This is a genomic window from Pseudomonas sp. 10-1B, from assembly GCF_000935045.1.
Classification (GTDB): Bacteria; Pseudomonadota; Gammaproteobacteria; order Pseudomonadales; family Pseudomonadaceae; genus Aquipseudomonas.
Map to the genome: position 1 here is coordinate 82,319 of NZ_JYKS01000001.1, position 24,077 is coordinate 106,395.

At 64.8% G+C, this 24,077-nt stretch carries 21 protein-coding genes and 1 riboswitch; of the genes, 8 read left to right on the top strand and 13 right to left on the bottom strand.

Annotation, left to right across the window (positions count from 1 at the left end):
- Positions 1-336 precede the first annotated feature (336 nt).
- The 7 genes from TZ03_RS00360 to TZ03_RS00390 all read right to left on the bottom strand — a co-directional run bounded on the left by TZ03_RS00360 (position 337) and on the right by TZ03_RS00390 (position 6,835).
- Positions 337-1,146 (bottom strand): gamma-glutamyl-gamma-aminobutyrate hydrolase family protein, encoded by an 810-nt coding sequence (locus TZ03_RS00360; RefSeq protein ID WP_051094913.1) that lies wholly within the window; start codon positions 1,144-1,146, stop codon positions 337-339.
- Between the two features lie 403 nt (positions 1,147-1,549).
- On the bottom strand, positions 1,550-2,332 hold the full coding sequence (locus tag TZ03_RS00365) for an amino acid ABC transporter ATP-binding protein (protein WP_051094914.1): 783 nt from the start codon (positions 2,330-2,332) through the stop codon (positions 1,550-1,552).
- Positions 2,333-2,354: 22 nt separating this feature from the next.
- Positions 2,355-3,599, bottom strand: a complete 1,245-nt coding sequence (locus TZ03_RS00370) for an NAD(P)/FAD-dependent oxidoreductase (protein ID WP_051094915.1) — start codon at positions 3,597-3,599, stop codon at positions 2,355-2,357.
- Between the two features lie 16 nt (positions 3,600-3,615).
- A complete protein-coding gene (locus TZ03_RS00375; protein WP_051094916.1) occupies positions 3,616-4,326 on the bottom strand; it encodes an ABC transporter permease in 711 nt (236 codons plus the stop codon).
- A complete protein-coding gene (locus TZ03_RS00380; protein ID WP_051094917.1) occupies positions 4,323-5,042 on the bottom strand; it encodes an ABC transporter permease in 720 nt (239 codons plus the stop codon). The genes TZ03_RS00375 and TZ03_RS00380 overlap by 4 nt, the downstream gene beginning before the upstream one ends.
- Before the next feature lie 145 nt (positions 5,043-5,187).
- On the bottom strand, positions 5,188-5,940 hold the full coding sequence (locus TZ03_RS00385; protein ID WP_051094918.1) for a transporter substrate-binding domain-containing protein: 753 nt from the start codon (positions 5,938-5,940) through the stop codon (positions 5,188-5,190).
- Positions 5,941-5,962: 22 nt separating this feature from the next.
- On the bottom strand, positions 5,963-6,835 hold the full coding sequence (locus tag TZ03_RS00390; RefSeq protein ID WP_051094919.1) for a MurR/RpiR family transcriptional regulator: 873 nt from the start codon (positions 6,833-6,835) through the stop codon (positions 5,963-5,965).
- Positions 6,836-6,978: 143 nt separating this feature from the next.
- On the opposite strand from TZ03_RS00390, the gene TZ03_RS00395 reads away from it, so the two are divergent.
- Positions 6,979-8,004, top strand: coding sequence for an Ldh family oxidoreductase (locus TZ03_RS00395; protein ID WP_051094920.1), 1,026 nt, complete (start codon positions 6,979-6,981; stop codon positions 8,002-8,004).
- A 230-nt stretch (positions 8,005-8,234) separates the two neighbouring features.
- Positions 8,235-9,431, top strand: a complete 1,197-nt coding sequence (locus TZ03_RS00400) for an aromatic amino acid transaminase (RefSeq protein WP_051094922.1) — start codon at positions 8,235-8,237, stop codon at positions 9,429-9,431.
- A 280-nt stretch (positions 9,432-9,711) separates the two neighbouring features.
- On the opposite strand, the gene TZ03_RS00405 is transcribed toward TZ03_RS00400, so the two are convergent.
- Entirely contained in the window at positions 9,712-10,566 is an 855-nt protein-coding gene (locus TZ03_RS00405) for a LysR family transcriptional regulator (protein WP_051094923.1), read from the bottom strand.
- A gap of 92 nt (positions 10,567-10,658) precedes the next feature.
- Between TZ03_RS00405 and TZ03_RS00410 the strand changes: the two genes are divergently transcribed.
- Positions 10,659-11,087: a multidrug/biocide efflux PACE transporter gene (locus TZ03_RS00410; RefSeq protein ID WP_051094924.1), complete on the top strand. Its 429-nt coding sequence runs from the start codon at positions 10,659-10,661 to the stop codon at positions 11,085-11,087.
- A gap of 90 nt (positions 11,088-11,177) precedes the next feature.
- Here TZ03_RS00410 and TZ03_RS00415 read toward each other — a convergent pair whose 3' ends face one another.
- From TZ03_RS00415 to TZ03_RS00430, 4 genes are all read right to left on the bottom strand, one after another.
- Positions 11,178-12,197 (bottom strand): branched-chain amino acid aminotransferase, encoded by a 1,020-nt coding sequence (locus tag TZ03_RS00415; RefSeq protein ID WP_051094925.1) that lies wholly within the window; start codon positions 12,195-12,197, stop codon positions 11,178-11,180.
- Positions 12,198-12,333: 136 nt separating this feature from the next.
- The gene (locus TZ03_RS00420) at positions 12,334-13,911 is read right to left on the bottom strand and encodes an ATP-binding cassette domain-containing protein (protein WP_051094926.1); all 1,578 of its coding nucleotides are present in this window, start codon (positions 13,909-13,911) and stop codon (positions 12,334-12,336) included.
- A gap of 328 nt (positions 13,912-14,239) precedes the next feature.
- A complete protein-coding gene (locus TZ03_RS00425; protein WP_051094927.1) occupies positions 14,240-14,599 on the bottom strand; it encodes a hypothetical protein in 360 nt (119 codons plus the stop codon).
- Complete coding sequence (locus TZ03_RS00430) at positions 14,596-14,973, bottom strand: glyoxalase superfamily protein (RefSeq protein ID WP_051094929.1); 378 nt, start codon at positions 14,971-14,973, stop codon at positions 14,596-14,598. Before TZ03_RS00430 ends, TZ03_RS00425 begins: the two co-directional genes overlap by 4 nt.
- 101 nt (positions 14,974-15,074) lie before the next feature.
- Positions 15,075-15,291: riboswitch (cobalamin riboswitch) on the top strand.
- Between the two features lie 99 nt (positions 15,292-15,390).
- On the opposite strand from TZ03_RS00430, the gene cobW reads away from it, so the two are divergent.
- The 4 genes from cobW to TZ03_RS00450 are packed head-to-tail and all read left to right on the top strand — an operon-like array spanning position 15,391 to position 21,903.
- Positions 15,391-16,458: a cobalamin biosynthesis protein CobW gene (gene cobW / locus TZ03_RS00435; protein ID WP_051094931.1), complete on the top strand. Its 1,068-nt coding sequence runs from the start codon at positions 15,391-15,393 to the stop codon at positions 16,456-16,458.
- Between the two features lie 3 nt (positions 16,459-16,461).
- The gene (gene cobN, locus TZ03_RS00440; RefSeq protein WP_051094939.1) at positions 16,462-20,223 is read left to right on the top strand and encodes a cobaltochelatase subunit CobN; all 3,762 of its coding nucleotides are present in this window, start codon (positions 16,462-16,464) and stop codon (positions 20,221-20,223) included.
- Position 20,224: 1 nt separating this feature from the next.
- Positions 20,225-21,235, top strand: coding sequence for an ATP-binding protein (locus TZ03_RS00445; protein ID WP_051094941.1), 1,011 nt, complete (start codon positions 20,225-20,227; stop codon positions 21,233-21,235).
- Between the two features lie 53 nt (positions 21,236-21,288).
- Complete coding sequence (locus tag TZ03_RS00450; protein WP_051094944.1) at positions 21,289-21,903, top strand: vWA domain-containing protein; 615 nt, start codon at positions 21,289-21,291, stop codon at positions 21,901-21,903.
- Positions 21,904-22,008: 105 nt separating this feature from the next.
- Here TZ03_RS00450 and TZ03_RS00455 read toward each other — a convergent pair whose 3' ends face one another.
- On the bottom strand, positions 22,009-22,275 hold the full coding sequence (locus TZ03_RS00455) for a hypothetical protein (RefSeq protein WP_003247923.1): 267 nt from the start codon (positions 22,273-22,275) through the stop codon (positions 22,009-22,011).
- A gap of 340 nt (positions 22,276-22,615) precedes the next feature.
- Here TZ03_RS00455 and TZ03_RS00460 point away from each other — a divergent pair, with 340 nt between their 5' ends.
- Entirely contained in the window at positions 22,616-23,941 is a 1,326-nt protein-coding gene (locus TZ03_RS00460) for a sigma-54 dependent transcriptional regulator (protein ID WP_051094946.1), read from the top strand.
- Positions 23,942-24,077: the final 136 nt, after the last annotated feature.

Here is a 24,077-nt window from a genome sequence, read left to right on the forward strand (position 1 = left end):
CAGGCAGGCAGGGAGGAGGGGTTATTGCCTGTACTGGCCTCTTCGCGGGCATGCCCGCTCCCACAGGTACGGTGCTACCTTTGAAAACTGCGGAGATCCTTGTGGGAGCGGGCGAGCCCGCGAAGAGGCCAACGCAGGCGACCAGGAGATAGTGATGGCAGACTATCTGCAATCAGTCATCGTATCTCTTGAGGGGTAAGGGAAAAAACGATCGCGGAGACAGGCACAAGCCCGCCGCCCGATTCCACGGGAAGTGTTCTGGGACCAGCAGAGGGTGACCGAGGAAACGGGGGCGGCCTTGCGCCGCCCCGCGATCAAAGCAGAGGAAACTGAAGGTCAGGCCGCTTGCTGGCGCTTGATCTGCGCCTTGCGTACCTGGGCCCGGCAAGCATCGCCGAAGGCCTGGAACATCTTGATCGAATCTGGGTTCTTCGCCGCTTGCCACTCCGGGTGCCACTGCACGGCGAACAGGAACGGCGAAATGCTCGGGGCGTGGATCGCCTCGACCAAGCCGTCTTCGGCGTGGGCGATGGCTTCGATGCCGGCGCCGAGGTTGCGCAGGCCCTGGCCGTGCAGCGAGTTGACGCGGATCTCGTCGCTACCCAGGGTGTCACGCAGCCAGCTGCCCGGCTTGATCTTCACCCCATGCACCTGGGCGTACTGCACCTCGACCGGGTCTTCGGGGTTTTCCCGATGGTCGTTGAAGCCAGGCTCGGCATACACCTTCTGGTAGATGTCGCCACCCAGGGCCACGTTGATTTCCTGCATGCCACGGCAGATGCCGAAGATTGGCAGGCCGCGCTTGATCGCAGCCTTCACCAGCGGGATGTCGAACAGGTCGCGGTTCTGGTCCTGGCCCTTGCCGGGGGTTTCGTTTTCCTGGCCATACAGCGCCGGGTCGATATTGCTGCCGGCGCCGGTCAGGTATACGCCATCGGCCATGTCCAGATAGGTCTCCAGGTCCTCGGTGCCACAGCAGGTGGGCACCAGCACCGGGACGCAGTCGGCGAACTCGACCAGCGGGGTGATGTATTTGTGGGTCATGACCTGGTAGTCATGGCCTTTGCGCTCTTGGCTGCCCATGGTCATCAGGACGACGGGTTTGCGCAGGGAGGGTTGCTTGTTGCCAATGTTGCTGTTGGACATATGTCACCTTGGGACAGGTTCGGCCTGTCGTTGTTGTGCAGGCGCACGGCGCGGGGCCTTGGGTGCAGCCTGTAGCCCCGAGCACTGCCGGCTCGTCGGAGGCGACGATTCCGGTCGGGGCTTGTAGATAGCTTGCCAGAGCCGTTCGATATGTCAAACGACTGGAGAGGGCTTTGGGGTGGGTAATGCACCGGTTTTTGCGGGCTGAAACCGATGCGGGCCTGTGGCGGCGTGGGTTTGACGGGGGTGGTGGTCAATAATATTTAACGATGCAGTTGGGTCATTGCAGCGGTGCAATGAAGGTGTTGCTTGTTCCGGCCTCTTCGCGGGTAAACCCGCTCCTACAACTGCTGTAGAGAACCCTGTAGGAGCGGGTTTACCCGCGAAGAGGCCGGAACAGGTATCAGTGCAGTATCTGCGCCAGGAACCCCTTGGCCCGTTCTGTCCGTGGCTGGTTGAAGAATACCTGTGGCGGGCTGTCCTCGATGATCTGCCCGCCTTCGAGGAACAGCACCCGCTCGGCCACCTGCCGGGCAAAGCCCATTTCATGGGTGACGCACAGCATGGTCATGCCGGTACCGGCCAGTTGCACCAGTACATCCAGCACCTCGGCGACCATTTCCGGGTCCAGTGCCGAGGTGGGCTCGTCGAACAGCATGATCCGCGGCTTCATGCACAGTGCCCGGGCAATCGCCACGCGTTGCTGCTGGCCGCCGGACAACTGGCTGGGGTACTTGTGCGCCTGGCTTTCGATGCCGACCTTGCTCAGGTACATGCGCGCCCGCTCCTCGGCGTCCTTGCGTGACAAGCCGCGTACGCTGGTGGGCGCCAGCAGGCAGTTGTCGAGCACGCTCATGTGCGGGAACAGGTTGAAGTGCTGGAACACCATGCCGATGTCGCTGCGTACCTGCGCCGCTTCGCGGGTGGTGGCCGCCAGGTCGATGCCGTCCACCTTGATGTTGCCCTGCTGGGCTACTTCCAGGCGGTTGATGCAGCGGATCAGGGTCGACTTGCCCGAGCCGGACGGCCCGCACAGCACGATGCGTTCGCCTTCGCGCACCTGCAGGTCGATGTCGCGCAGCACGTGGAACGCGCCGTAGTGCTTGTTCAGGCCTTCGATGCGGATCAGCACCGGGCGCGGGTCGGGTTCGGGGGCAAGGGTGGCAAGGCTCAGGGGGGCGGTCATGTTGTTGTTCTCCCGCGTGGGTTCAGTCGAAACGGGTCGCGCTGTAGGGCGCGGGGTCGGTGAAGGGGCGCTCGCCGGTCACCAGTTCGGCCACCAGGCGGCCGCTGACCGGGCCCAAGGTGAGGCCGTGGTGGGCGTGGCCGAAGTTGAACCACAGCCCCGCGTGGCGCGGCGCCGGGCCGATCACCGGGCGCATGTCGGGCAGGCACGGGCGGCGGCCCAGCCAGGGGCTGTCGTCCAGCCGTTGGCCCAGGGCCGGGAACAGTTTGCGCGCCAGGGCTTCGCAGCGGCGCAGTTGGATCTGGTTGCCGGGTGCGCTGCTGGCATCGAACTCGATGCCGGTGGTCAGGCGCACGCCGCGGGCCATCGGTGCCAGCACGTAGCCGCCCTGGGTATCGCAGATGGAATGCTCCAACTGCGCGCCGTCACGGGTGCTGTAGTGCATGTGGTAGCCACGCTTGATCGCCAGCGGGATCTGGTAGCCCAGGCCGCTGAACAGGTCGGCCGACTGTGGGCCGAGGCAGGCCACCACCTCGTCGGCGGTGATCGGGCCGCGGCGGCTGTCCACGCGCCATTGGCCGTTGGCCTGGCGTAGGCTGCGCGCATCGCCATGCAGGAACTGCCCACCGCGCTGGGTGAACAGTGCCGCATAGCCACGGGTGAGGGCGCCGGGGTTGTTCACGGTCTTGGGGTCGAGCCAGTGGATGCCGCCGACCACGCTGGCGTCCAGCTGATGCTCGCGGGCCTGCAGTTGCCCGCATTCGAGGATTTCGAATTGCAGGCCATAACGGCTCAGGCCCTTGGCGTCGGTCTTGGCCTGCTCGAACAGGGCAGGGTCGCGGAACACCTCGATCCAGCCTTTGGCCTGCACCAGGCCTTCCAGGCCGGCGGCAGCGATCAGCGCGTCGTGTTCTTCGACGCAGCGCTGCACCAGCGGGAGCATGTCGGCGGCGGCCCCGGCCAGGCGCCCGGGGGCCGACTGGCGCCAGTAGCGCCATAGCCAGGGTGCGGCCTTGGGCAGGTGCGCCAGGCTGTAGCGCACATCGGGCTGGCGGTTCAGGCCATAGCGCAGCAGCGCGCCCAGTTGCCGCGGGAAGGCATAAGGGATCACGCTGGAGCGCTCGATCAGCCCGGCGTTGCCGTGGCTGGTACCGCTGCCCGGTTCGTCGCGGTCGATCAGGATCACCTGGCGCCCGCGGGCCTGCAGGTGCAGCGCGGTGCTGACGCCGACGATGCCGGCGCCGAGGACAAGGGTTTGGCAATGCATGGAACGTATCCTTCGGTCAGTTCAGGTGGCGGCCCAGGCGGGCTTCCAGGTGTTTCAGCAGGCGCCGCACCAGTTCGACGATCAGCAGGTAGAGCACGGCGGCCCACAGGTAGATCTGGAAGTCGAAACTGCGCGAGAAGGCCAGTTTGGTCACGCCCATCAGGTCGTAGATAGTCACCAGCGAGGCGATGGCGCTGGCCTTGATCATCAGGATCAGTTCGTTGCCCAGCGGGCCGATGGCCACCAGCAGCGACTGCGGCAGGATCACCTTGAAGAAGGTGGTCGAGCGTTTCAGGTTCAGCGCCCGCGCCGCCTCATGCTGGCCTGGGGCGACGGCCATCAGGCTGCCGCGGAAGATCTCGGCCTGGTAGGCGGCGGTATTCAGGGTGAACGCCAGCAAGGTGCAGAACCACGCCTCGCGGAAGAACCACCACAGGCCGACGTCCTGCCAGAAACCCTTGAGCGAGCCCAGGCCGTAGTACAGCAGGAACAGCTGGGCCAGCAGCGGCGAGCCGCGGAAGAAGTACACGTAGCCAGCGGCCATGCGCTGCAGCACCAGGCTGCGGGACATGCGCGCCAGCGCCAGCAACAAGCCGAGCACGGCGCCCAGGCTGAAGGAAATCGCCACCAGCTTGGCGGTCACCAGCAGGCCATCGATGAAGCGCGGGCCATAGCGTTCCAGCAGGTCGGGGTCGAGGACCAGCGCCAGCAGTTGTTCGAAGCTCATGCGCGTGCTCCTTGCAGGTGGCGATTGCTGCGTCGTTCGATGAAGGCGAACACGCGCCCGGAAATGGCGGCGAACAACAGGTAGCCGAGGCAGGCGACGCCATAGAAGAACATCGGCTCCTTGGTCACGCTGACGGCCAGGTTGGTCTGGCGCATCAGGTCGACCAGCGAGATGGTCGACACCAGCGAAGTGTCCTTGAGCAGCGACAGCCAGTTGTTCGACAAGCCGGGCAGGGCGATGCGGGTCAGCTGCGGCAGCAGCACCTTGAAGAAGCCGGTGCGCTTGCTCAGGCCCAGTGCCGAGCAGGCTTCCAGCTGGCCCTTGGGCAGGGTCTTGAAGGCCGCCAGCCAGATCTCGCTGGAGAATGCGGCGAACACCAGGCTGAAGGCGATCATCGCGGCGAGAAAGGTGTTGATCAAAAATTCACCCTGGTAGCCCATGGCGGCGAGGATCGTCTGCGCGGCGATCTGGCAGCCGTAATAGATGATCAGCAGCGTCAGCAGCTCGGGCAGGCCGCGGAACACGGTGGAGAAGGTGGTGGCCCAAGCCCGTGGCAGGCGCTTGCGCGAACGCGCCGCCAGGGCGACGACCAGGCCCAGCGGCAAGCCGATGGGCAGGCAGGCCAGGGCCAGGGAAACGGTGACCAGCGCGCCGGCCAGCAGCGCCTGGCCCCAGCCTCCGCTGGCGAAGGACAGCAAGGACAATTGATCGAGCATGACGAACACCTTGTGTTGACCTCACCGGCCCTATCGCCGACAAGCCAGCTCCCACAAGGGACAGCACATCCTTCAGGCCTTGTGCGGTCCTGTGGGAGCTGGCTTGCCGGCGATAGGGCCCGATCAGGCGATGCGGGCTCTAAGGTCAGTTGTAGATATCGAAAGCGAAATACTTGCTGGCGATCTTCTGATAGGTGCCGTTGGCCACGATCTGTTGCAGCGCGGTGTTCAGGCGTTGGCGCAGGGCTTCGTCGTTCTTGCGCACGGCAATGGCGGCATCGGCCTTGGTGTCGGCCACGTCGCCAAGGATCTTGCAGCAGTCGCCGCCGTTCTTGCTCATCCACTCATGCAGCGGGAACTTGTCGGCAATCACCCCGTCCAGGCGGCCGGCGGCCAGGTCGGCGTTGGCTTCGTCCATGGTCGGGTACAGCTTCACATCGGCACCGGCCTTGGCGTACACGTCTTCGGCGTAGATGGCCTGGGTGGATGACGACTGGGCGCCAACGGTGTAGCCGACGAAGTCGGTCTGGGCGTCGTCGATCTTGCTGTCCTTGGCTACCGCAACGGTCAGCGGGGTGCGGTAGTAGTGGTCGGTGAAGGCGATTTTCTTGCGCCGCTCCTGGGTGTCGATCATCGACGCGACCACGGCGTCGTACTTGCGTGCCATCAGGGCCGGGATGATGCCTTCCCAGTCCTGGGCCACCAGCGTGCATTCGACCTTCATCTGCTCGCACAGGGCATGGGTGATGTCGATATCGAAGCCATGCAGCTGGTTATTGGCATCCACATAGTTGAACGGCGGGTAGGCGCCCTCGGTGGCGAAGCGCAGGGTTTCGGCACTGGCGGCACCGGTCAGCAGCAGGGCGCACGCACCCACCAAGGCCATGGACTTGTTCATCTCGCACCTCTTTGCACTCTTGCTATTGTTGTTTGCCCGTCGACCACGAGGTGTAGCCGACGAATTCGTTATGTAGAGCGGCAGTCGCTTCCAAGCGTTTTTCAACATCCGGTCCGAGCTTCTTGCAGACCTCGTTGACCATCAGGTGCACCCACGACAGCATGGTCGAGGTGGATTCCCAGAACAGATTGAACTCGGTGGGGATGCGGAACACCTCGTCGGCGTTGGCATCGGCCCAGTCACAGAAGGTGTCGGTCACCAGGGTGACCGCAATGCCAGCCTCGCGTGCCTTCTGGCACAGCAGCAGGGCATGGCGGGAATAACGGCGTGCCTCGAACACCACCAGGGCGCTGTCTTCGGCGCGGCCCAGCAGCACTTCGCCAAAGTGCCCGGCACTGATGTCCACCAGCTGTACGCCATCGCGCAGGTATTGCAGCAGGTGGCTCATGCACATGGCGATGCCGCGCTCGGTCTGGAAGCCGGCCACGAACACCCGCGGCTTGCTGGCCAGGCGTTGCGCCACGCTGTGCCAGGCCGGGTTCTGGCGGTACTCGTGCACGCGCACCAAGGCGGCGATTTCAAGCTCCAGGCTGCCGGCGTTGTCGCTGGCGTCTTGGTTCTGGCGGTAATCTTGCAGGCGGTCACCCACCAGCCACGGGCCATCGCCCAGGTCATTTTGCAGGTCTTGCTTAAGCGCCTTGAGATGGGCATAACCCAATGAGCGACAGAAGCGCCCGACGCTGGATTCGCTGACGCCCAGCTTGGCGGCGATGCTGGCCGAGGTCTGGAACGGCAGTTCGTGCAGGTTGGCCAGCATGTAGGTGGCGATCTTGCGGCCCGAGGCGGCGGCCCCTTCGAGGCTGTTTTCCAGGCGTTGCTTGATCGGTTGGCTCATGCTGCGGCTCCAGGGGGTGAGGCTTGGGAAGAAAATGAATGTTTTCTGTCATCAAGTCAACATTTGACAGAATGCTGTCACATGCAGGAAAGTTTTTGTCGTTGCAACGCTGTAGCCATTCCAAAATCAACAAGGAGCTCCAGATGTCCGCACCTTCCACTAGCACCGTCGTGCGCGTGCCTTTTACCGAGCTGCAGGGCCTGTTGCAGGCCATCTTCCAGCGCCATGGCTGCAGCGAGGCCGTGGCCGGGGTGCTGGCCTACAACTGCGCCAGCGCCCAGCGCGATGGCGCCCACAGCCATGGGGTGTTCCGCATGCCGGGCTATGTCTCGACCCTGGCCAGCGGCTGGGTCGACGGCCAGGCCACGCCAGAGGTCCGCGACGTGGCGGCCGGCTACGTCAGCGTCGATGCTGCGGGCGGCTTTGCCCAGCCGGCACTGGCGGCAGCCCGTGGGTTGCTGGTGGCCAAGGCGCGCAACGCCGGCATCGCTGTGCTGGCTATCCATAACTCGCACCACTTCGCCGCTTTGTGGCCGGACGTGGAGCCGTTTGCCGACGAAGGCCTGGTGGCCCTGAGCGTGGTCAACAGCATGACCTGCGTGGTGCCGCATGGTGCGCGCAAGCCGTTGTTCGGCACCAACCCCATTGCCTTTGCCGCGCCCTGCGCCGAACACGACCCGATCGTCTTCGACATGGCCACCAGCGCCATGGCCCACGGTGACGTGCAGATTGCCGCGCGCGCCGGCCAGCAGTTGCCTGAAGGCATGGGCGTGGATGCCAATGGCGAGCCGACCACCGAGCCCAAGGCGGTTCTGGAGGGCGGCGCCTTGTTGCCGTTTGGCGGGCACAAGGGCTCGGCGCTGTCGATGATGGTCGAATTGCTGGCGGCGGCGCTGACTGGCGGGCATTTCTCCTGGGAGTTCGACTGGTCGGGGCACCCAGGGGCGAAAACGCCATGGACCGGGCAACTGATCATCGTCATCGACCCGAGCAAGGCCGAGGGCGAGCGTTTTGCCCAGCGCAGCCGCGAACTGGTGGAGCAGATGCAGGCGGTGGGGTTGACGCGCATGCCGGGTGAGCGGCGTTATCGCGAGCGCGAGGTGGCAGACGAGGAGGGAGTGGCGGTGACCGAGCAGGAGTTGCAGGGCCTGAAGGAACTGCTTGGCTGATCCGGCCTAATCGCCGGCAAGCCAGCTCCCACAGGTACACCACAGACCTTGAGAGTTGTGGCGTACCTGTGGGGGCTTGCCGGCGATAGGGCCATCACTGCCAGCACAAAACCCTGGCCATGCAATGTTGCATAGACAACCTTGCACAATAGTGGATGTTCCTGAGCCCACACTCCGGGTATGCTCAGGGCTGACTTTTCGTACTGTCCTGATCCAAGGAGCTGCACGCTGTGTTCAAACATGTCGATGCCTATGCCGGCGACCCGATCCTCTCGTTGATGGAAACCTTCAAGGCCGACCCGCGCGCCGACAAGGTCAACCTGAGTATCGGCCTGTATTACGATGAGGCCGGCGTGGTGCCGCAACTGGCGGCTGTGGATGCGGTGGAAAAGCGCATGGCCGGTCAGGACCATGAAGCTTCCCTTTACCTGCCCATGGAAGGCCTGGCCAGCTACCGCCAGGCGATCCAGGCGCTGCTGTTCGGTGCCGATCACCCGGCCGTGACCGGCGGCCGCGTGGCCACCGTGCAAACCGTGGGTGGCTCCGGCGCCCTGAAAGTCGGTGCCGACTTCCTCAAGCGCTACTTCCCGCAATCCGAGGTCTGGGTCAGCAACCCGACCTGGGACAACCACCGCGCCATTTTCGAAGGCGCTGGCTTCAAGGTGCATACCTACCCGTACTTCGACCAGGCCACCCGTGGCGTGGACTTCGACGGCATGCTGGCCGCCCTGCAGGCCCTGCCGGCCAACAGCGTGGTGCTGCTGCACCCGTGCTGCCACAACCCCACCGGTGCCGACCTGGACCAGAACCAGTGGCAGCAGGTGGTCGAGGTGGTCAAGGCGCGCCAGCTGATCCCGTTCCTCGACATCGCCTACCAGGGCTTTGCCGAAGGCCTGGTGGAAGATGCCTACGCCATCCGCGAAATGGCCCGCGCCGGCGTACCGTGCCTGGTCAGCAACTCGTTCTCGAAAATCTTCTCGCTGTACGGCGAGCGGGTAGGCGGCCTGTCGGTGGTCTGCGACGACGACGCCACTGCCCAGAGCGTGCTCGGCCAGCTCAAGGCCACCGTGCGCCGCAACTACTCCAGCCCGCCCAACTTCGGTGCCCAGCTGGTGGCTGGCGTGCTCAGCGATGCCGGCCTGAATGCCCAGTGGGCCGAGGAAGTCGAAGTGATGCGCAAGCGTATCCTCGACATGCGTCAGGCGCTGGTCGATGCCCTGGCCGTGCTGCTGCCAGGCCAGGATTTCCAGTTCTTCCTGCGCCAGCGCGGCATGTTCAGCTACACCGGCTTCAGCGTCGAACAGGTACGCCGCCTGCGTGACGAGTTCGGCGTGTACCTGATCGACAGCGGCCGCGTGTGCATGTCCGGCCTGCGCCCGGCCAACCTGCAACGGGTTGCCGAAGCCTTCGCTGCCGTGCAGAAGTAACACCCCAAGGGGCCTGCGCGGCCCCTTTTTTGTGGGGTCGGCCGCATAGGCCTCAAGCCCTGTGCAGCACCTGTGCAGGCTGTGTGGAAACCTGAAATTTTGAGCCAGCTCCTGCAAAATGCCCCGCATCAACGATGCGGGGCATTTTTCATGGCGTGCATTCAGGGCGAACCACGGAATCAGGCCGGCTTGTTTCCAGTCTCGATTGATGAGCGACACCGCACGCTGAAGCCGGTCGGATGGGCTGCGCAGCAGCCCCAAATTCTGGCAGGTGAAGAACCTACTGCTCCAACATCTGCCGCACCAGCCACTGCCCCGCCGGCCCCAGCGCTCGCCGGCTGGACCACACCACATCCATATCGACCCGCCGCGGGTACCCGGCCACCTGCAACTCCACCAAGCCACTGCCAAACCGCGTCACCAGCGCCTTGGGCAGTTCGGCCCAGCCAAACCCGCGCACGGCGAACTCCAGCAGGGTGAGGTAATCCGGTGCCGACCAGGCCTGGCCGCGGCCGTGGTGCAGGCTGGGGGCGTAGGTCTTGATATACAGCTGCCGCGCGTTCTCCAGGTGCTGCGCTTGCACCTGCGCCAGGCCTGCCAATGGGTGCGTGCTGGCCACATATACGCCAAATTCCGCCTGCTCGGGCAAGCGCGCCACGGCCACGTCGGCGGGGTAGCTGGGCTGGGTGGCAAGAATGCCGATATGCGCCAGGCCCTGCTGGATCAACTCGATCACATCGGCATCTTCCGACGGGCCGCAGCGCAACTCGGTGTGCGGGTAATGCTCGGCGAAGCAGGCCATCACCGCGCCCTGAAAGGTGACGCTGTAGCTGTCCGACATCACCACCGAAACCAGCGCCTCGACATTCTCCGCCAGCCGCACCGCCAGGGCATCGAGCTGGGCGCTGGCATCGAGAATCGCCTCGACATGGCTCAACACTTGGCGGCCCGCCTCATTCAGCGTGGGGTGGCGGCCGCCGCGGTCGAACAACGGGCAGCCGATATCGGCCTCGAAATTGGCGATGGCGATGCTGATGGTGGACTGGCTTTTGCGCAGCTTGCGCGCAGCGGCAGAGAACGAACCCAGCGCTGCGGCTTCGACAAAGGCAACCAGAGCTTCGGGTGAGTAGCGCATGGTATTGATAAAACCGATGGTAGCTATGTCGCGAGTATCAGTTCTATCAAAGAAAATAGGAAGCACGACTCACGCAATGGATGGAATTTGCAATGAAAAACGTGTCTTTCACCGAACGCCTGGTTCACGCCATCGGTTACGAAGTGTTCGCTGTGCTGCTATGTGCGCCGCTGTTGTCGTGGATCATGGGCAAGTCGCTGGCGACGGCAGGGGCGCTGGCGGTGACCTTGTCGGTGATTGCCATGCTGTGGAACATGGTCTACAACGCGCTGGTCGATCGCTACGTGCAGGCCGAGCGTATCCACTGGAAGGCCCGCGCGCGTTTTGTGCATGGCTTGGGCTTCGAGGCCGGGCTGGTGGTGTGGTGCCTGCCGGTGGCGGCGTGGATGCTGGATATCTCGCTGCTGCAGGCGTTCATGGTGGAACTGGGCTTCTTCGTGATCATCCTGCCCTACACCGTGCTGTACAACTGGGCCTTCGACAAAGCCCGGCATTCGCTGATGCAGCGGCGCCTGGCCTGAATATCCCGCCCGACGCAAGGCCGCTCCCACACCAACGAAAACGGGGCATGCCATTGCTGGCATGCCCCGTTTTCAAACCGCTAAAGCGCCTCAGGCGACCTTGAAGATCCAGCCTGCCGGTGCTTCCACGTCACCGCTCTGGATACCGGTCAGCTCGTTGTAGAGCTTCTGGGTAACCGGGCCGACCTTTTCCAGGTCGTGGAACACGTGCAGCTTGCCGTTGTACTCGATGCCGCCGATCGGGGTGATCACCGCAGCGGTACCGCAGGCGCCGGCTTCGACGAAGCGGTCCAGCTTGCTGATTTCGACATCGCCTTCGATCACGGTCAGGCCCAGGCGCGATTGCGCCAGTTCCATCAGCGACAGGCGGGTGATGCCGGGCAGTACCGAGGCCGATTTCGGGGTGACGAATTCGTTATTGGCAGTGATGCCGAAGAAGTTGGCCGAGCCGACTTCTTCGATCTTGGTGTGGGTCAGCGGGTCGAGGTAGATGGCATCGGCGAAGTTGGCTTTCTTCGCTTCAGCACCTGGCTGCAGGCTGGCAGCGTAGTTGCCACCGACCTTGGCTGCGCCGGTGCCTTGCGGGGCAGCACGGTCGAAGCTGGAAATCTGGAAGTTGTGCGGCTTCATGCCGCCCTTGAAGTACGAGCCAACCGGGATGGCGAACACCGAGAAGATGAACTCGGGGGCGGTGCGCACGCCAATGTTGTCACCGGTGCCGATCACGAACGGGCGCAGGTACAGGGCGCCTTTGCCATGCGGTGGCACGAACTTTTCGTTGGCCTTGACCACTTGCTTGCAGGCCTCGATGAACACATCGGTCGGCACCTGCGGCATCAGCAGGCGGGCGCAGCTGCGCTGCATGCGGGCGGCGTTCTGGTCCGGGCGGAACAGGTTGATCGAGCCGTCCTTGCAACGGTAGGCCTTCAGGCCCTCGAAGCACTGCTGGCCGTAGTGCAGGGCGGTGGAGCCTTCACTGATGTGCAGCACGTTGTCTTCGGTCAGGGTGCCCTTGTCCCACTCGCCATTGCGCCATACGGACAGGTAGCGTTTGTCGGTCTTGATATAGTCGAAACCCAGCTTGTCCCAATTAATGCTTTCGTTGCTCATGACACCCTCATTGTCTTGCAAGTGCCCGATCGCTCGGGCTGCTGTTATATGCGCACCATGCCACCTTAATACATCCGTGGCGGATCGGGAACGGCCAGTCACGAATTGATAGCCTGCGATGCATTATTTGCTGAATCTATAGATGCAGGTAGTCGTCCAGCGCCAGGTTTTGCAGCAGTACCGCATCATGCGACGCCACCATCAGCGCCCCGCGAAACTGCCCGAGCATGCGCTCCAGTGCTGCCAGCGATGGCAGATCGAGGTGGTTACCGGGTTCGTCCAGCAGCAACAGGTCGAGCGGCCGTTCGCGGTACAGCACGGCGGCCAGTGCTGCCTTCATCCGCTCACCGCCGCTTAGCAGACCGCTGGGCAGCTCGATACGGGCCGCATCCAGCCCCAGTTGTGCGAGGCGGGTGCGCAGGTCGCCCTGGGCCAGCATCGGGTTGGCCTGGCGTAGATGGTCGAGCACGCTGGTGCCGCCCGGCAACGTGCTGCAGTGCTGGTCGAGCAGGGCGGTTTCGCCGCTGAGGCGCAGGCACTCGGTCGGTGCAGGCAGCTCGCTATTTATCAGCTTGAGCAAAGTGGACTTGCCGCTGCCATTGGCGCCGAGCAACCCCACTCGCTGGCCCAGGCACAGGCGCAGGTTCAGCGGTTTATGCGTGCCACGTGGCAAGTGCAGTGTCTGCAGGGCCAGCACTTCCCGGCCCGCATGGCGCTGTGGCGTGGGGGCATGCAAAGTAATGGCACTGGCCTGCTCGACCTCGCGGGCGGCGTCACGGACTTTGCCCAGCAGTGCCTGCTGGGCGTCGCGATGCTCACGGCGCTGCTTGCCTGCCGTGGCCTGGCTACGCTCCTGCTGACGGTCAATCAGGATCTTCGCCTGGTTGGCGTGTCTGGCCTGGCGCCCGGCCCGGGCTTGGTGACGCTCCAGGTCTTCACGCTGGCGCTGCAGTTCGCCGGCCTGGCGTTGTTGCTCCTGCTTCAGCCGGGCAAGTTGTTGCTGGGCCTGTGCCATCTGGCTGGCTTTCTGGGCTGCATAGAAGCTGTAGTTGCCACCAAAGGCCTGCAAACCCAGGCTGGATAACTCGACGATGCGCTCCATATGCGCCAGCAGGCTGCGGTCGTGGCTGATCACCAGCAGGCCCCGGTCCCACGTATCGATCATGCTCAGCAGCTGGGCACGGGCGTCGCTGTCCAGGTGATTGCTCGGTTCGTCGAGGATCAGGTAATCGGCATCGCTGAGCCATGCGCCGATCAGTGCTACGCGCATGGCCTGGCCTCCGCTGAGGCTGTGGACGGGCTGGCGCCAGTCGAGCTGGCCCAGGCCATGGCGTTGCAACTGCACCTGCAGTTGCTTGCGGATATCCCAGCGTTGGCCAACGGTATCGAAATCGCTAGGGTCGACACTACCTTGTTCGATGCGCTCCAGCGCTGCAATCACGCTGCCCACCTGGGCCAGGTCGGCAAGTGTGGCGCTGTGCTCGATTACTTGCTGGTTCAGCAGGTGAACAGGCCCAAGGCGCCGGCACTGGCCGCTGCTCGGTTGGCGCTGGCCGGCGAGAATCTGCCCGAGCAGGCTCTTGCCCACGCCATTGCGCCCGACCAGGCCGGTGCGGCGTTGGTCGAAGGTTTCGTTGAGGTCGGTAAATAGCAGCCTGCCATCAGGCAGGGCCAGGGTGACGCTGTCCAGCGTCAGGATCGACGTGTTCGTCATGCACAACTCCACAAATGCCGCGACATCTCCGGAGTGAACCGGAGGCTGAAGACTGGCCGTCGAAGGGACGGCGGCATTAATGGCGCATTGGACGAACACCTCGTGATTGGGGAGTGAGGAGCGTAGCGGACTGGCGGGGGTGGGTAAAGTACCGCCTGCCGTCTAGGCGCTGCCTGCACCGGCCTCATCGCCGGCAAGCCAGCTCCCACAGGTACCGCGCAGATCTCGAGCTTTGCGCGGTCCCTGTGGGAGCTGGCTTGCCGGCGATGCGCCGCGTGGGCGGCGCTCGATCTCATAGGCGCAGCAAGATTTTTGTCAGGCCTTGGGGTCAGCGCCCCTTCAAGCGCCTGGCCCAATCACCACCGTGGCTCTGCTTGCAGGCCTCTTCACTGTCAAACCGCACATGCCAGGCTGGATGGTCCAGTTGAATGCTGGCCTGCTCCAGCGCCAGGCCGGTCAGCGCCAGCATGCGCGCCTTCGCTTGGCCTGCCACGGCAGCGGCCTTGTGTGCCTCCTGCTCAAACACCCAGGTAATACGCAGGCTGGCCGGAAAATCCTCGGGTTCAAGGCGATGGGTGAGCCAGGCAAACCCGACGATTTCCGCCTTGGCGGTTTCGCAGGCATCGGTCAGGCACGCTACCAGTTCCCGCTCCAGCCGAGCCATTTCGCGTTTGCCCAGCGCCTTCACGGGTTGGCCTCGTCATCGATCTGCTGGCAGAAGCGCAGGCGGTTGCCGAACGGGTCGCACACCTGCATCTGCAGGCCCCAGTCCAGGCGCTCGGCCTCGGGCCGGGCGTAGCCGTACTGTTTATCCTGCAGTTCTCGCTCCAGCGCACGCAGGTCGTCGATGCGGGCGAACACAGTCGAACCGGGACAGGCATCGCCATGGTGTTCGGAAAGGTGCAGGATCAGGCCGTCGCGGTGAATCTGCATGTACAGCGGCAGGTCCGGGCTGAAGCGGTGCTCCCAGTCCAGGCTGAAGCCGAGGAAGTCGAGGTAGAACTCCTTGGCCTTGTCGACCGAGAAAATGCGCAGCACTGGTATGGCGGGGGCGAGGGGCATGGGGCGTCCTTGACCGTGGGTAGAGGCGCCACTGTAACCCAGTTGCCTCGCTTGTGGTCAGCCTGCCCGGCAGCAATGGTTGACCACCCGCCAGCCACTGCGTAGCCTTGCCACTTCGAGGTTCTTCGGCCAGGCCGAAGCTAAGACGGGAACGCGGTACAAGCCGCGGCTGCCCCCGCAACTGTAAGCACCGACAACGGATCGACACAGCCACTGCGCCAACGCGCGGGAAGGCGTCATCCCGCCAGCCCGCTGTTCAGCTAACGGGCAACTGGAACGGTGCGAGCCAGGAGACCTGCCTCGTCACGTTTTCGACTTTCAACCGGGCGGGGTGATCCGGTGGCGAACAAGCCCGGCCGGCCCGGCCCACGGCTGTCGTCCTGCATGCCCGCGCCATTCTGCCAAGGGCAATGCGACATGAAAACACTGGCCAAGCTCCCCGTCACCATCGTCACCGGCTTCCTCGGCTCGGGCAAGACCACCTTGCTGCGCCACATGCTCGACAACGCCCAGGGCCGCCGCATTGCGGTCATCGTCAACGAATTCGGCGAACTGGGCATCGACGGCGAAATCCTCAAGCAGTGCAGCATCGGTTGCAGCGAGGAAGAAGCCAGCGGCCGTGTCTACGAACTGGCCAACGGCTGCCTGTGCTGCACCGTGCAGGAAGAGTTCTTCCCGGTGATGCGCGAGCTGGTGGCACGCCGTGGCGACCTGGACCACATCCTCATCGAAACCAGCGGCCTGGCCCTGCCCAAACCGTTGGTGCAAGCCTTCCAGTGGCCGGAAATCCGCAACGCCTGCACCGTCGACGCGGTCATCACCGTGGTCGACAGCCCGGCGGTGGCTGCCGGCACCTTCGCCGCCTACCCGGACCAGGTCGATGCGCAGCGCAAGCTCGACCCCAACCTGGACCACGAATCGCCACTGCACGAGCTGTTCGCCGACCAGCTGGCCAGCGCCGACCTGGTGGTGCTGAACAAGGCCGACCTGATCGACGCCGAGGGCTTGGCCAAGGTCCGCGCCGAAGTGGCCGAAGAGCTGCCGCCAGCGGTGAAAGTGGTAGAGGCCAGCAGCGGCAAGCTGCCACTGGAAGTGCTGCTGGGCGTTGGGGCTGAGTCCGAGGCGCACATCGATGGCCGCCGCACTCACCATGACTCGCACCACGACGGTGGTGACCACGACGATCACGACCACGACGCCTTCGACTCGATCTCCATCGACCTGCCCGAAGCCGACGAAAGCCTGCTGCTCGACGCCCTGACCCAGTTGGTGGTGGAGTTCGGCATCCTGCGCGCCAAAGGCTTCGCTGCCATTCCGGGCAAGCCGATGCGGCTGCTGGTGCAAGGCGTGGGTACCCGTTTCGACAAGCACTTCGACCGCGCCTGGCGCACCGACGAACCGCGCATCACCCGCCTGGTGCTGATCGGCCAGGAGCTTGACGCTGGCCAACTGGAAGCGCGCCTGCGCCAGGCCCTGGGCGCCTGACCCATGCACCTGCTGCGGACCCAGCCCGGCGGCTTCGTGCCGGATGACAGCATTGCCGACCTCGGCCAGACACCCGCCGAACTGGTGATTCTCTGCAGCGGCGATTCGCACCTGGCATTGCTCGCCGATACCGCCGAGCAATTGCCCAAGGATTTCCCCAGCCTGCGCCTGGCCAACCCCATGCAGGTGCAGAACCACGCCTCGGTCGACCTGTATGTCGACCAGGTGCTGCGCCATGCCAAGGTCATTCTGGTGTCGCTGCACGGTGGCGTCGGCTACTGGCGCTATGGCGTCGAGCAACTGGTCGAGCTGGCCGCGCGTGGCGTGCAGTTGATCCTGGTGCCGGGCGACGACCGCCCGGACCCGGAGCTGACCAGCCTGGGCAGCGTCGGCGGCGAACAGGCCGAGCGCCTCTGGCACTACCTGCGCCAGGGCGGCAAGGCCAACGCCATCAACCTGTTCAACTGCCTGGCCAACCAGTGGCTGGGCCGCGACTATGCCTGGGATGAACCGCAGCCCTTGCCGCGCACTGCGGTTTATCACCCGGCCAAGGGCAGCGCCACGTTGCAGGACTGGTACCCGCACTGGCACCCCGAGCAGCCGGTGGCACCGCTGCTGTTCTACCGCTCGCACCTGCAGGCGGCCAACACCGCGTTCATCGACATGTTCTGCCAGCGCCTGCAGGCCGCCGGGCTCAACCCGTTGCCGATCGCCGTGGCCAGTCTCAAGGAAAGCGCTTGCCTGGAGCAGGTCGAAGCCTGGCTGGACGAGGTAGGCGCCGAGGTGCTGGTCAATACCACCGGCTTTGCCCTGTCCAGCCCCGAACGCCCCAATCTGCGCCCGTTTCGCCACGACATCCCGGTGTTGCAGGCCATTTGCGCACAAGACAACCAGCCCGGCTGGGAAGCCAGCGAGCAGGGCCTGGGCGCGCGTGACCTGGCCATGCACATTGCCTTACCGGAGCTGGACGGGCGCATCATCACCCGCCCTGTCAGTTTCAAGGATATGGCCTGGCGCAGCGAACGTAGCCAGTCCGACGTGGTCTGCTACCGTGCCCACCCCGAGCGCATGGACTTCGTCGCCGAGCTGGCCCGCCGTTGGGTCGAGCTGGCGCGCTTGCCCAACGCGCAGAAGCGCGTGGCCCTGGTGCTTGCCAACTACCCGACCCGCGATGGCCGCATTGGCAACGGCGTTGGCCTGGACACACCGGCAGCAGCGCTGAACATCCTCAAGGCGTTGCAGGCCGAAGGCTATCCACTGGCCGAACTGCCGGGCAGCGGCACGCAACTGATTCAGCAACTGCTTGGCGGTGTGACCAACGACCTCGACCACCTCGACCAGCGACCTTGCGCCCAGAGCCTGAGCCTGGCCGATTACCAGGCCGCGTTCGAGCGCCTGCCCGAGGCCAACCGCCAGGCGGTGCTGGAGCGCTGGGGGCCGCCCGAGCAGGACCCGATGTACCGCAGTGGCCGGCTGATGGTCGCTGGCCTGCGCTTTGGCCTGACCTTCGTCGGCATCCAGCCGGCGCGCGGCTACCAGGTGGACCCCAGCGCGGTGTACCACGATCCCGACCTGGTGCCGCCGCACGGCTACCTGGCGTTCCACTTCTGGCTGCGCCATGCCTTTGCCGCCGACGCGGTAATCCACGTCGGCAAGCACGGCAACCTTGAATGGCTGCCCGGCAAGGGTGTCGGGCTGTCGGCGCAGTGCTGGCCGGACGCCTTGCTCGGCCCGCTGCCGAACATCTACCCGTTCATCGTCAATGACCCGGGCGAGGGCGCCCAGGCCAAGCGCCGCACCCAGGCAGTGATCATAGACCACCTGATGCCGCCGCTGACCCGCGCCGAAACCTACGGCCCGTTGCGCCACCTGGAGCAACTGGCCGACGAGTTCTACGAAGCGCAGCTGCTCGACCCGCGGCGTGCCCGCGAGTTGCAGCGCGACATCCTCGAACTGGTCAAGGCCAACCACATTGACCGCGAGCTACAACTGGAAGGGCAAATGGACGATGCCGCCGTGTGGCTGCCGCGCCTGGACACTTACCTGTGCGACCTCAAGGAATCGCAGATTCGCGATGGCCTGCACGTGTTCGGCCAGTCGCCTGAAGGGCGGCTGCGCCTGGACACCCTGTTGGCACTGGTGCGGGTCGAGCGTGGCGACGGGCGCGGCGGCAATGCCAGCCTGCTGCGGGCCCTGGCCAAGGCGTTGGTGCCGGGTTTCGACCCGCTCGATTGCGAGCTTGGCCAGCCGTGGCAGGGGGCACGCCCCGAACAGCTGTTGGCCATCAGCGGCGAACCTTGGCGCACCTGTGGCGATACCCGCGAGCGCCTCGAACTGTTGGCGTTGCAGCTGATCGAGCAGGCGCTTGACGGCACTGCACAGTTGCCTGCCCGGAGCGACTGGCAGCCGGTGCACGACGTGGTGCAGGCCCTGCGCGACGCCGTGGCACCTAGCCTGGACGCCTGTGGCAGCGCCGAAATGAATGGCCTGCTGGCGGCGTTGGCCGGGCGTTTCGTGCCCGCCGGCCCCAGTGGCGCGCCTAGCCGCGGGCGCCTGGACGTACTGCCCACCGGGCGCAACTTCTATACCGTGGATGTGCGCAACCTGCCCACTACCACAGCCTGGCGCCTGGGCTTCGCCTCGGCCAACCTGATCCTCGAACGCCACCTGCAGGACCACGGCGACCACCTGCGCCAGCTCGGCCTGTCGGTGTGGGGCACGGCGACCATGCGCACTGGCGGCGACGATATCGCCCAGGCCATGGCGCTGATGGGCGTGCGGCCGGTGTGGGCGACCGGCAGCCAGCGCGTCGACGATTTCGAAATCCTGCCGCTGAGCTTGCTCGACCGCCCGCGGGTGGACGTGACCCTGCGCGTTTCGGGCTTCTTCCGCGATGCCTTCGGCAACCTCATTCGCCTGTTCGATGCCGCGGTGCAGGCAGTGGCCGCGCTGGACGAGCCCGACGACCTCAACCCCCTGGCCGCCCGCGTGCGCAGCGAGCGTGCTGCGCTGCAGGCGCAAGGCGTGGACGCCGAGCAGGCCGCACGGCAGGCCGGCTGGCGGGTTTTCGGCGCCAAACCCGGGGCCTACGGCGCCGGGGTACAGAACGCCATCGACGGGCGCCTGTGGCACAGCCGCGACGACCTGGCCGAGGTCTACCTCAACCACGGCGGCTACGCCTACGGCGGCAGCGACGATGGTACCCCGGCCCGCGCCCAGTTCGCCCAGCGCCTGGCCAAGGTGCAGGCTGTGCTGCAAAACCAGGACAACCACGAGCACGACCTGCTCGATTCCAACGACTACTACCAGTTCCAGGGCGGCATGCTGGCAGCGTCGGAAACCCTGAGCGGGGCTAACGTGGCCAGCTACCACGGCGACCACAGCCAAGCCGATCGGCCGCGTATACGTACCCTCAAGGAAGAACTGAACCGGGTCATCCGCGCCCGGGCGCTGAACCCGAAGTGGATCGACGGGGCCAAGCGCCACGGCTACAAGGGTGCCTTCGAGATGGCGGCGACGGTCGATAACCTGTTCGCCTTCGACGCCACCACGCACCTGATCGACGACCATCATTACCAGGCGCTGGCCGATGCCTACGTGCTCGACCCGGCGACCCGCGATTTCATGCGCGAGCATAACCCCGAGGCCCTGCGCGACCTTACCGAGCGCTTGCTGGAGGCCCAGCAGCGCGGCCTGTGGCAGGCCCCAGGCGATTACCGCGAAGCCCTCGAGGAACAACTGCTCGATGGCGAGGAACAGGCTTGAAATGAGTGAACCCGTACAATTTCCGCTGGCCGCTGTGGTCGGTGCCGACGACCTGAAACTGGCGCTGTGCCTGACCGCCATCGACCCGAAAATCGGCGGTGTGCTGATCGAAGGGCCGCGTGGCATGGCCAAGAGCACCCTGGCCCGTGGCCTGGCCGACCTGCTCGGTGAAGGCCCGTTCGTCACCCTGCCACTGGGCGCCAGCGAAGAACGGCTGGTCGGCACCCTCGACCTGGATGCCGCGCTGGGGCAGGGCAAGGCACAGTTTTCCCCGGGGGTGCTGGCCCAGGCCGACGGTGGCGTGCTGTATGTCGATGAGGTCAACCTGCTGCCCGATACCCTGGTCGATCTGTTGCTCGACGTGGCCGCCAGTGGCACCAACCGCATCGAACGCGACGGTATCTCGCACCGGCACAGTGCCCGCTTCGTGCTGATCGGCACCATGAACCCGGAAGAGGGCGAGCTGCGCCCGCAATTGCTCGACCGTTTTGGCCTGAACGTGGCCCTGGAAGGTTTGCCAGAGCCCGAGGCGCGGCGGCAGATCATTCGTCGCCGCCTGGCCTTCGACAGCGACCCGCAGGCCTTCTGCGCGCACTGGGCCACGGCCCAGGGGCAATTGCGCGAACGCTGCCACGCGGCGCGCCAGGCCTTGGCCAGCATTGCCCTGGACGACCAGGCGCTGGCCTGGATCACTGAACGTTGCTATGCCGCCGGGGTCGATGGCCTGCGTGCCGACCTGGTCTGGCTGCGCGCTGCGCGCGCTCACTGTGCCTGGCGCGGTGGCGTGGCCATCGACGAAGCCGATGTCGAGGCCGTGGCCGAATTCGCCTTGCGCCATCGTCGCCGGGTTGCGCCCCAGGCCAACCCACCGGCGGCGCCACCCGAAGCCGGCCAGCAGGGTGCCAGCAACCCAGGTGAACAGGGTGGGCAGGGTGACTGGGGTGCATTGCCGGCACAGCCGGTAGCCAGCGGCGCCCGTCGCGAGGTGCCGAACTGGGCAAAAAAGCCCTGAGCATCCCCCAGCCACCTGCCTCAGGGGCGGATGCCAAAACGGGAGAAGGCAAGCTGTACGGCGTCAGCCGTGGTCGCGCACGCAATGCGGCGGCCGGCCGGGTTGCCTGGCTGCCAACCTTGCTCAAGGGGCGGCCACGCCAGCGCAAGGATTTGTGCTGGCAACAACGTCAGGGCAAACCCGCGGAGCTGTGGCTGGTGATTGTCGATGCCTCGGCTTCTACCCGGCGCCATCAGGCGCTGGCGCAAACCAAAGGACTACTGGCGACACTGTTCGACCAGGCTTATCGGCAGCGCGCCCGTTTGGCCTTGCTCACCGCCAGTGGCCGCACGCCACAGTGGCAGCGCCACGGTCTGAAGGCCTCGGCCGCTTTGCAGCCTTGGCTGCAGGCTTTGGGTGCAGGCGGGGGGACGCCGCTGGTCGCCGCACTGGAGCAAGCCCGGCACTGGCTACAGGCGCGGCAACGGGCTCAGCCGCAAGAAGTCGTGCGCTGCCTGGTGTTCACCGACGGTCGCCTGCAGCACTGGAATGCTGTGCAGCCGATGCCTTGTGCCACATTGTTGGTGGATATGGAACTGGCGCCCGTGCGTCTGGGGCGCGCACAGCGTCTGGCCGAACAATTGCAGGCCGATTACCAGCACTTGCAGCAGTTCAGGGCCATGGATTAAAAGTGTGGGCGCGACACTATGTCGCAATAACAAAAGTTGCCAGAACAGTAACTGTAAAGTTGTGCAAGTGCGTGGCGCTGCACGCACTTGCTTTGCCGGCCGATATTATTTCGGCATTGACCACGGTTGCAGGTCGTAACCTTTTTCGCACAGTTCGGCGCGCACTTCCTCGATCAGGCTGGCCCACTGGGCCGGGTCGGAATAGATACGCGAGGACACTTGCTTGGCGCCGATGCGGGTGCTGGTCCGGTCGATCACTGCCAGGCTCAGTTCACCAGTGCCGTTGGGTGCATCCCAGGCTACGCACTGGAAAGGTTCGAAGGCGTGGTCGGCAATCAGCAGTGCTTCGTTGACACGGAGCGGGGCATTCATGGTTCGGTCTCTCTATGGTCCCAAACATCGAAGTGAAGTCCGCGTTGCTTCAAAGTCGCCTCAATTATCGCGATGTGCAGCGCGGGGTTATGTGTACTGATGCTCGTTGTCCGGGGGCAAGTCACATATTGGATGTAAAATTTTTTCTGGCGTGAATCCGTTCTTGCCTGCGCCGCCATGTGATGGCGATAACGCGCGGAAATTCCCGATACGTATTGTAAAAAAATGATTCGGCAGACAGACGGTACTGGGCACCGTCAACTTCGTTGCTACTGTTAAATGGGCGCCACAACTTGCTGTTTTACTTCAAAAAACCAAAAACTGGCGCCAAGGATCGGTTATGCAGCAGCTTGCCGCCCAACGCCGTTTGCTCATCGTAGACCCCTGCGATGACTGCCACCGTTTGTTACCTGGCCTGCGCAGCGCGGGCTGGGATGTGGACAGCTGCATTCTCGGGGCCGCCTTGGATCATCCTTGTGATGTGGGCCTGTTGCGCTTGCAGGCTTCGCACCTGAGGCACCCTGACGCGGTCAAGGACATGATCAAGCGCAGCAACACTGAATGGATCGCCGTGCTCGGCGCCGAACAGCTGCGCATGCCGGCTGTTGGCGATTTCGTTTGTGAATGGTTCTTCGACTTCCACACCTTGCCGTTCGACGTCTCGCGCGTGCAGGTCACCCTGGGGCGGGCCTTCGGCATGGCGCGCCTGCGTGGCCAAGGGGCAGTCCGGGTGGATGAAGCGACCCACGAACTGCTCGGCGAAAGCCGCCCGATCCGCGAGCTGCGCAAGCTGCTGGGCAAGCTGGCGCCCACCGAGTCGCCGGTGCTGATCCGTGGGGAAAGCGGCACTGGCAAGGAGCTGGTAGCCCGCACCCTGCACCGGCAGTCGCAACGCAGCGACCAGCCTTTCATCGCGATCAACTGCGGGGCCATCCCCGAGCACTTGATCCAGTCCGAACTGTTCGGCCATGAGAAGGGCGCGTTCACCGGGGCCCATCAGCGCAAGGCCGGGCGCATCGAAGCGGCCCACGGTGGCACGTTGTTCCTGGATGAAATCGGGGACCTGCCGCTGGAACTGCAGGCCAACCTGTTGCGCTTTTTGCAGGAGAAGCACATCGAGCGCGTTGGCGGCAGCCAGCCGATCCCGGTGGATGTGCGAGTACTGGCAGCGACCCACGTCGACCTGGAAAAGGCCATCGAGCAAGGGCGCTTTCGCGAAGACCTGTATTACCGCCTGAATGTGTTGCAGGTGGTGACCGCGCCGTTACGCGACCGGCATGGCGACCTGTCGATGCTGGCCAGCCACTTTGCCCATTTCTACAGCCTGGAAACCGGGCGTCGACCGCGTTCGTTCAGTGACCATGCCCTGGCGGCCATGGGCCGGCATGACTGGCCGGGCAACGTGCGTGAGCTGGCCAACCGGGTGCGTCGCGGGTTGGTGCTGGCTGAAGGGCGGCAGATCGAAGCACAGGACCTGGGCCTGCAGACCCTCGACCAGGAGCAACAGCCGCTGGGCACGCTGGAGGAGTACAAGCACCGCGCCGAGCGCCAGGCGCTGTGCGATGTGCTCAACCGGCACAGTGACAACCTGAGCATGGCGGCCAAGGTGCTGGGCATTTCGCGGCCGACGTTCTATCGGTTGCTGCACAAGCACCAGATTCGTTGACGTCAATGATGTGCACGGCCCTTCGCGGCTAAAGCCGCTCCCACAGGTGCTGTGCAGGGGCACCCTAACCTGTGGGAGCAACTGTATTGTCTGGACTGGCCTCATCGCCGGCAAGCCAGCTCCCACAGGTACTGCA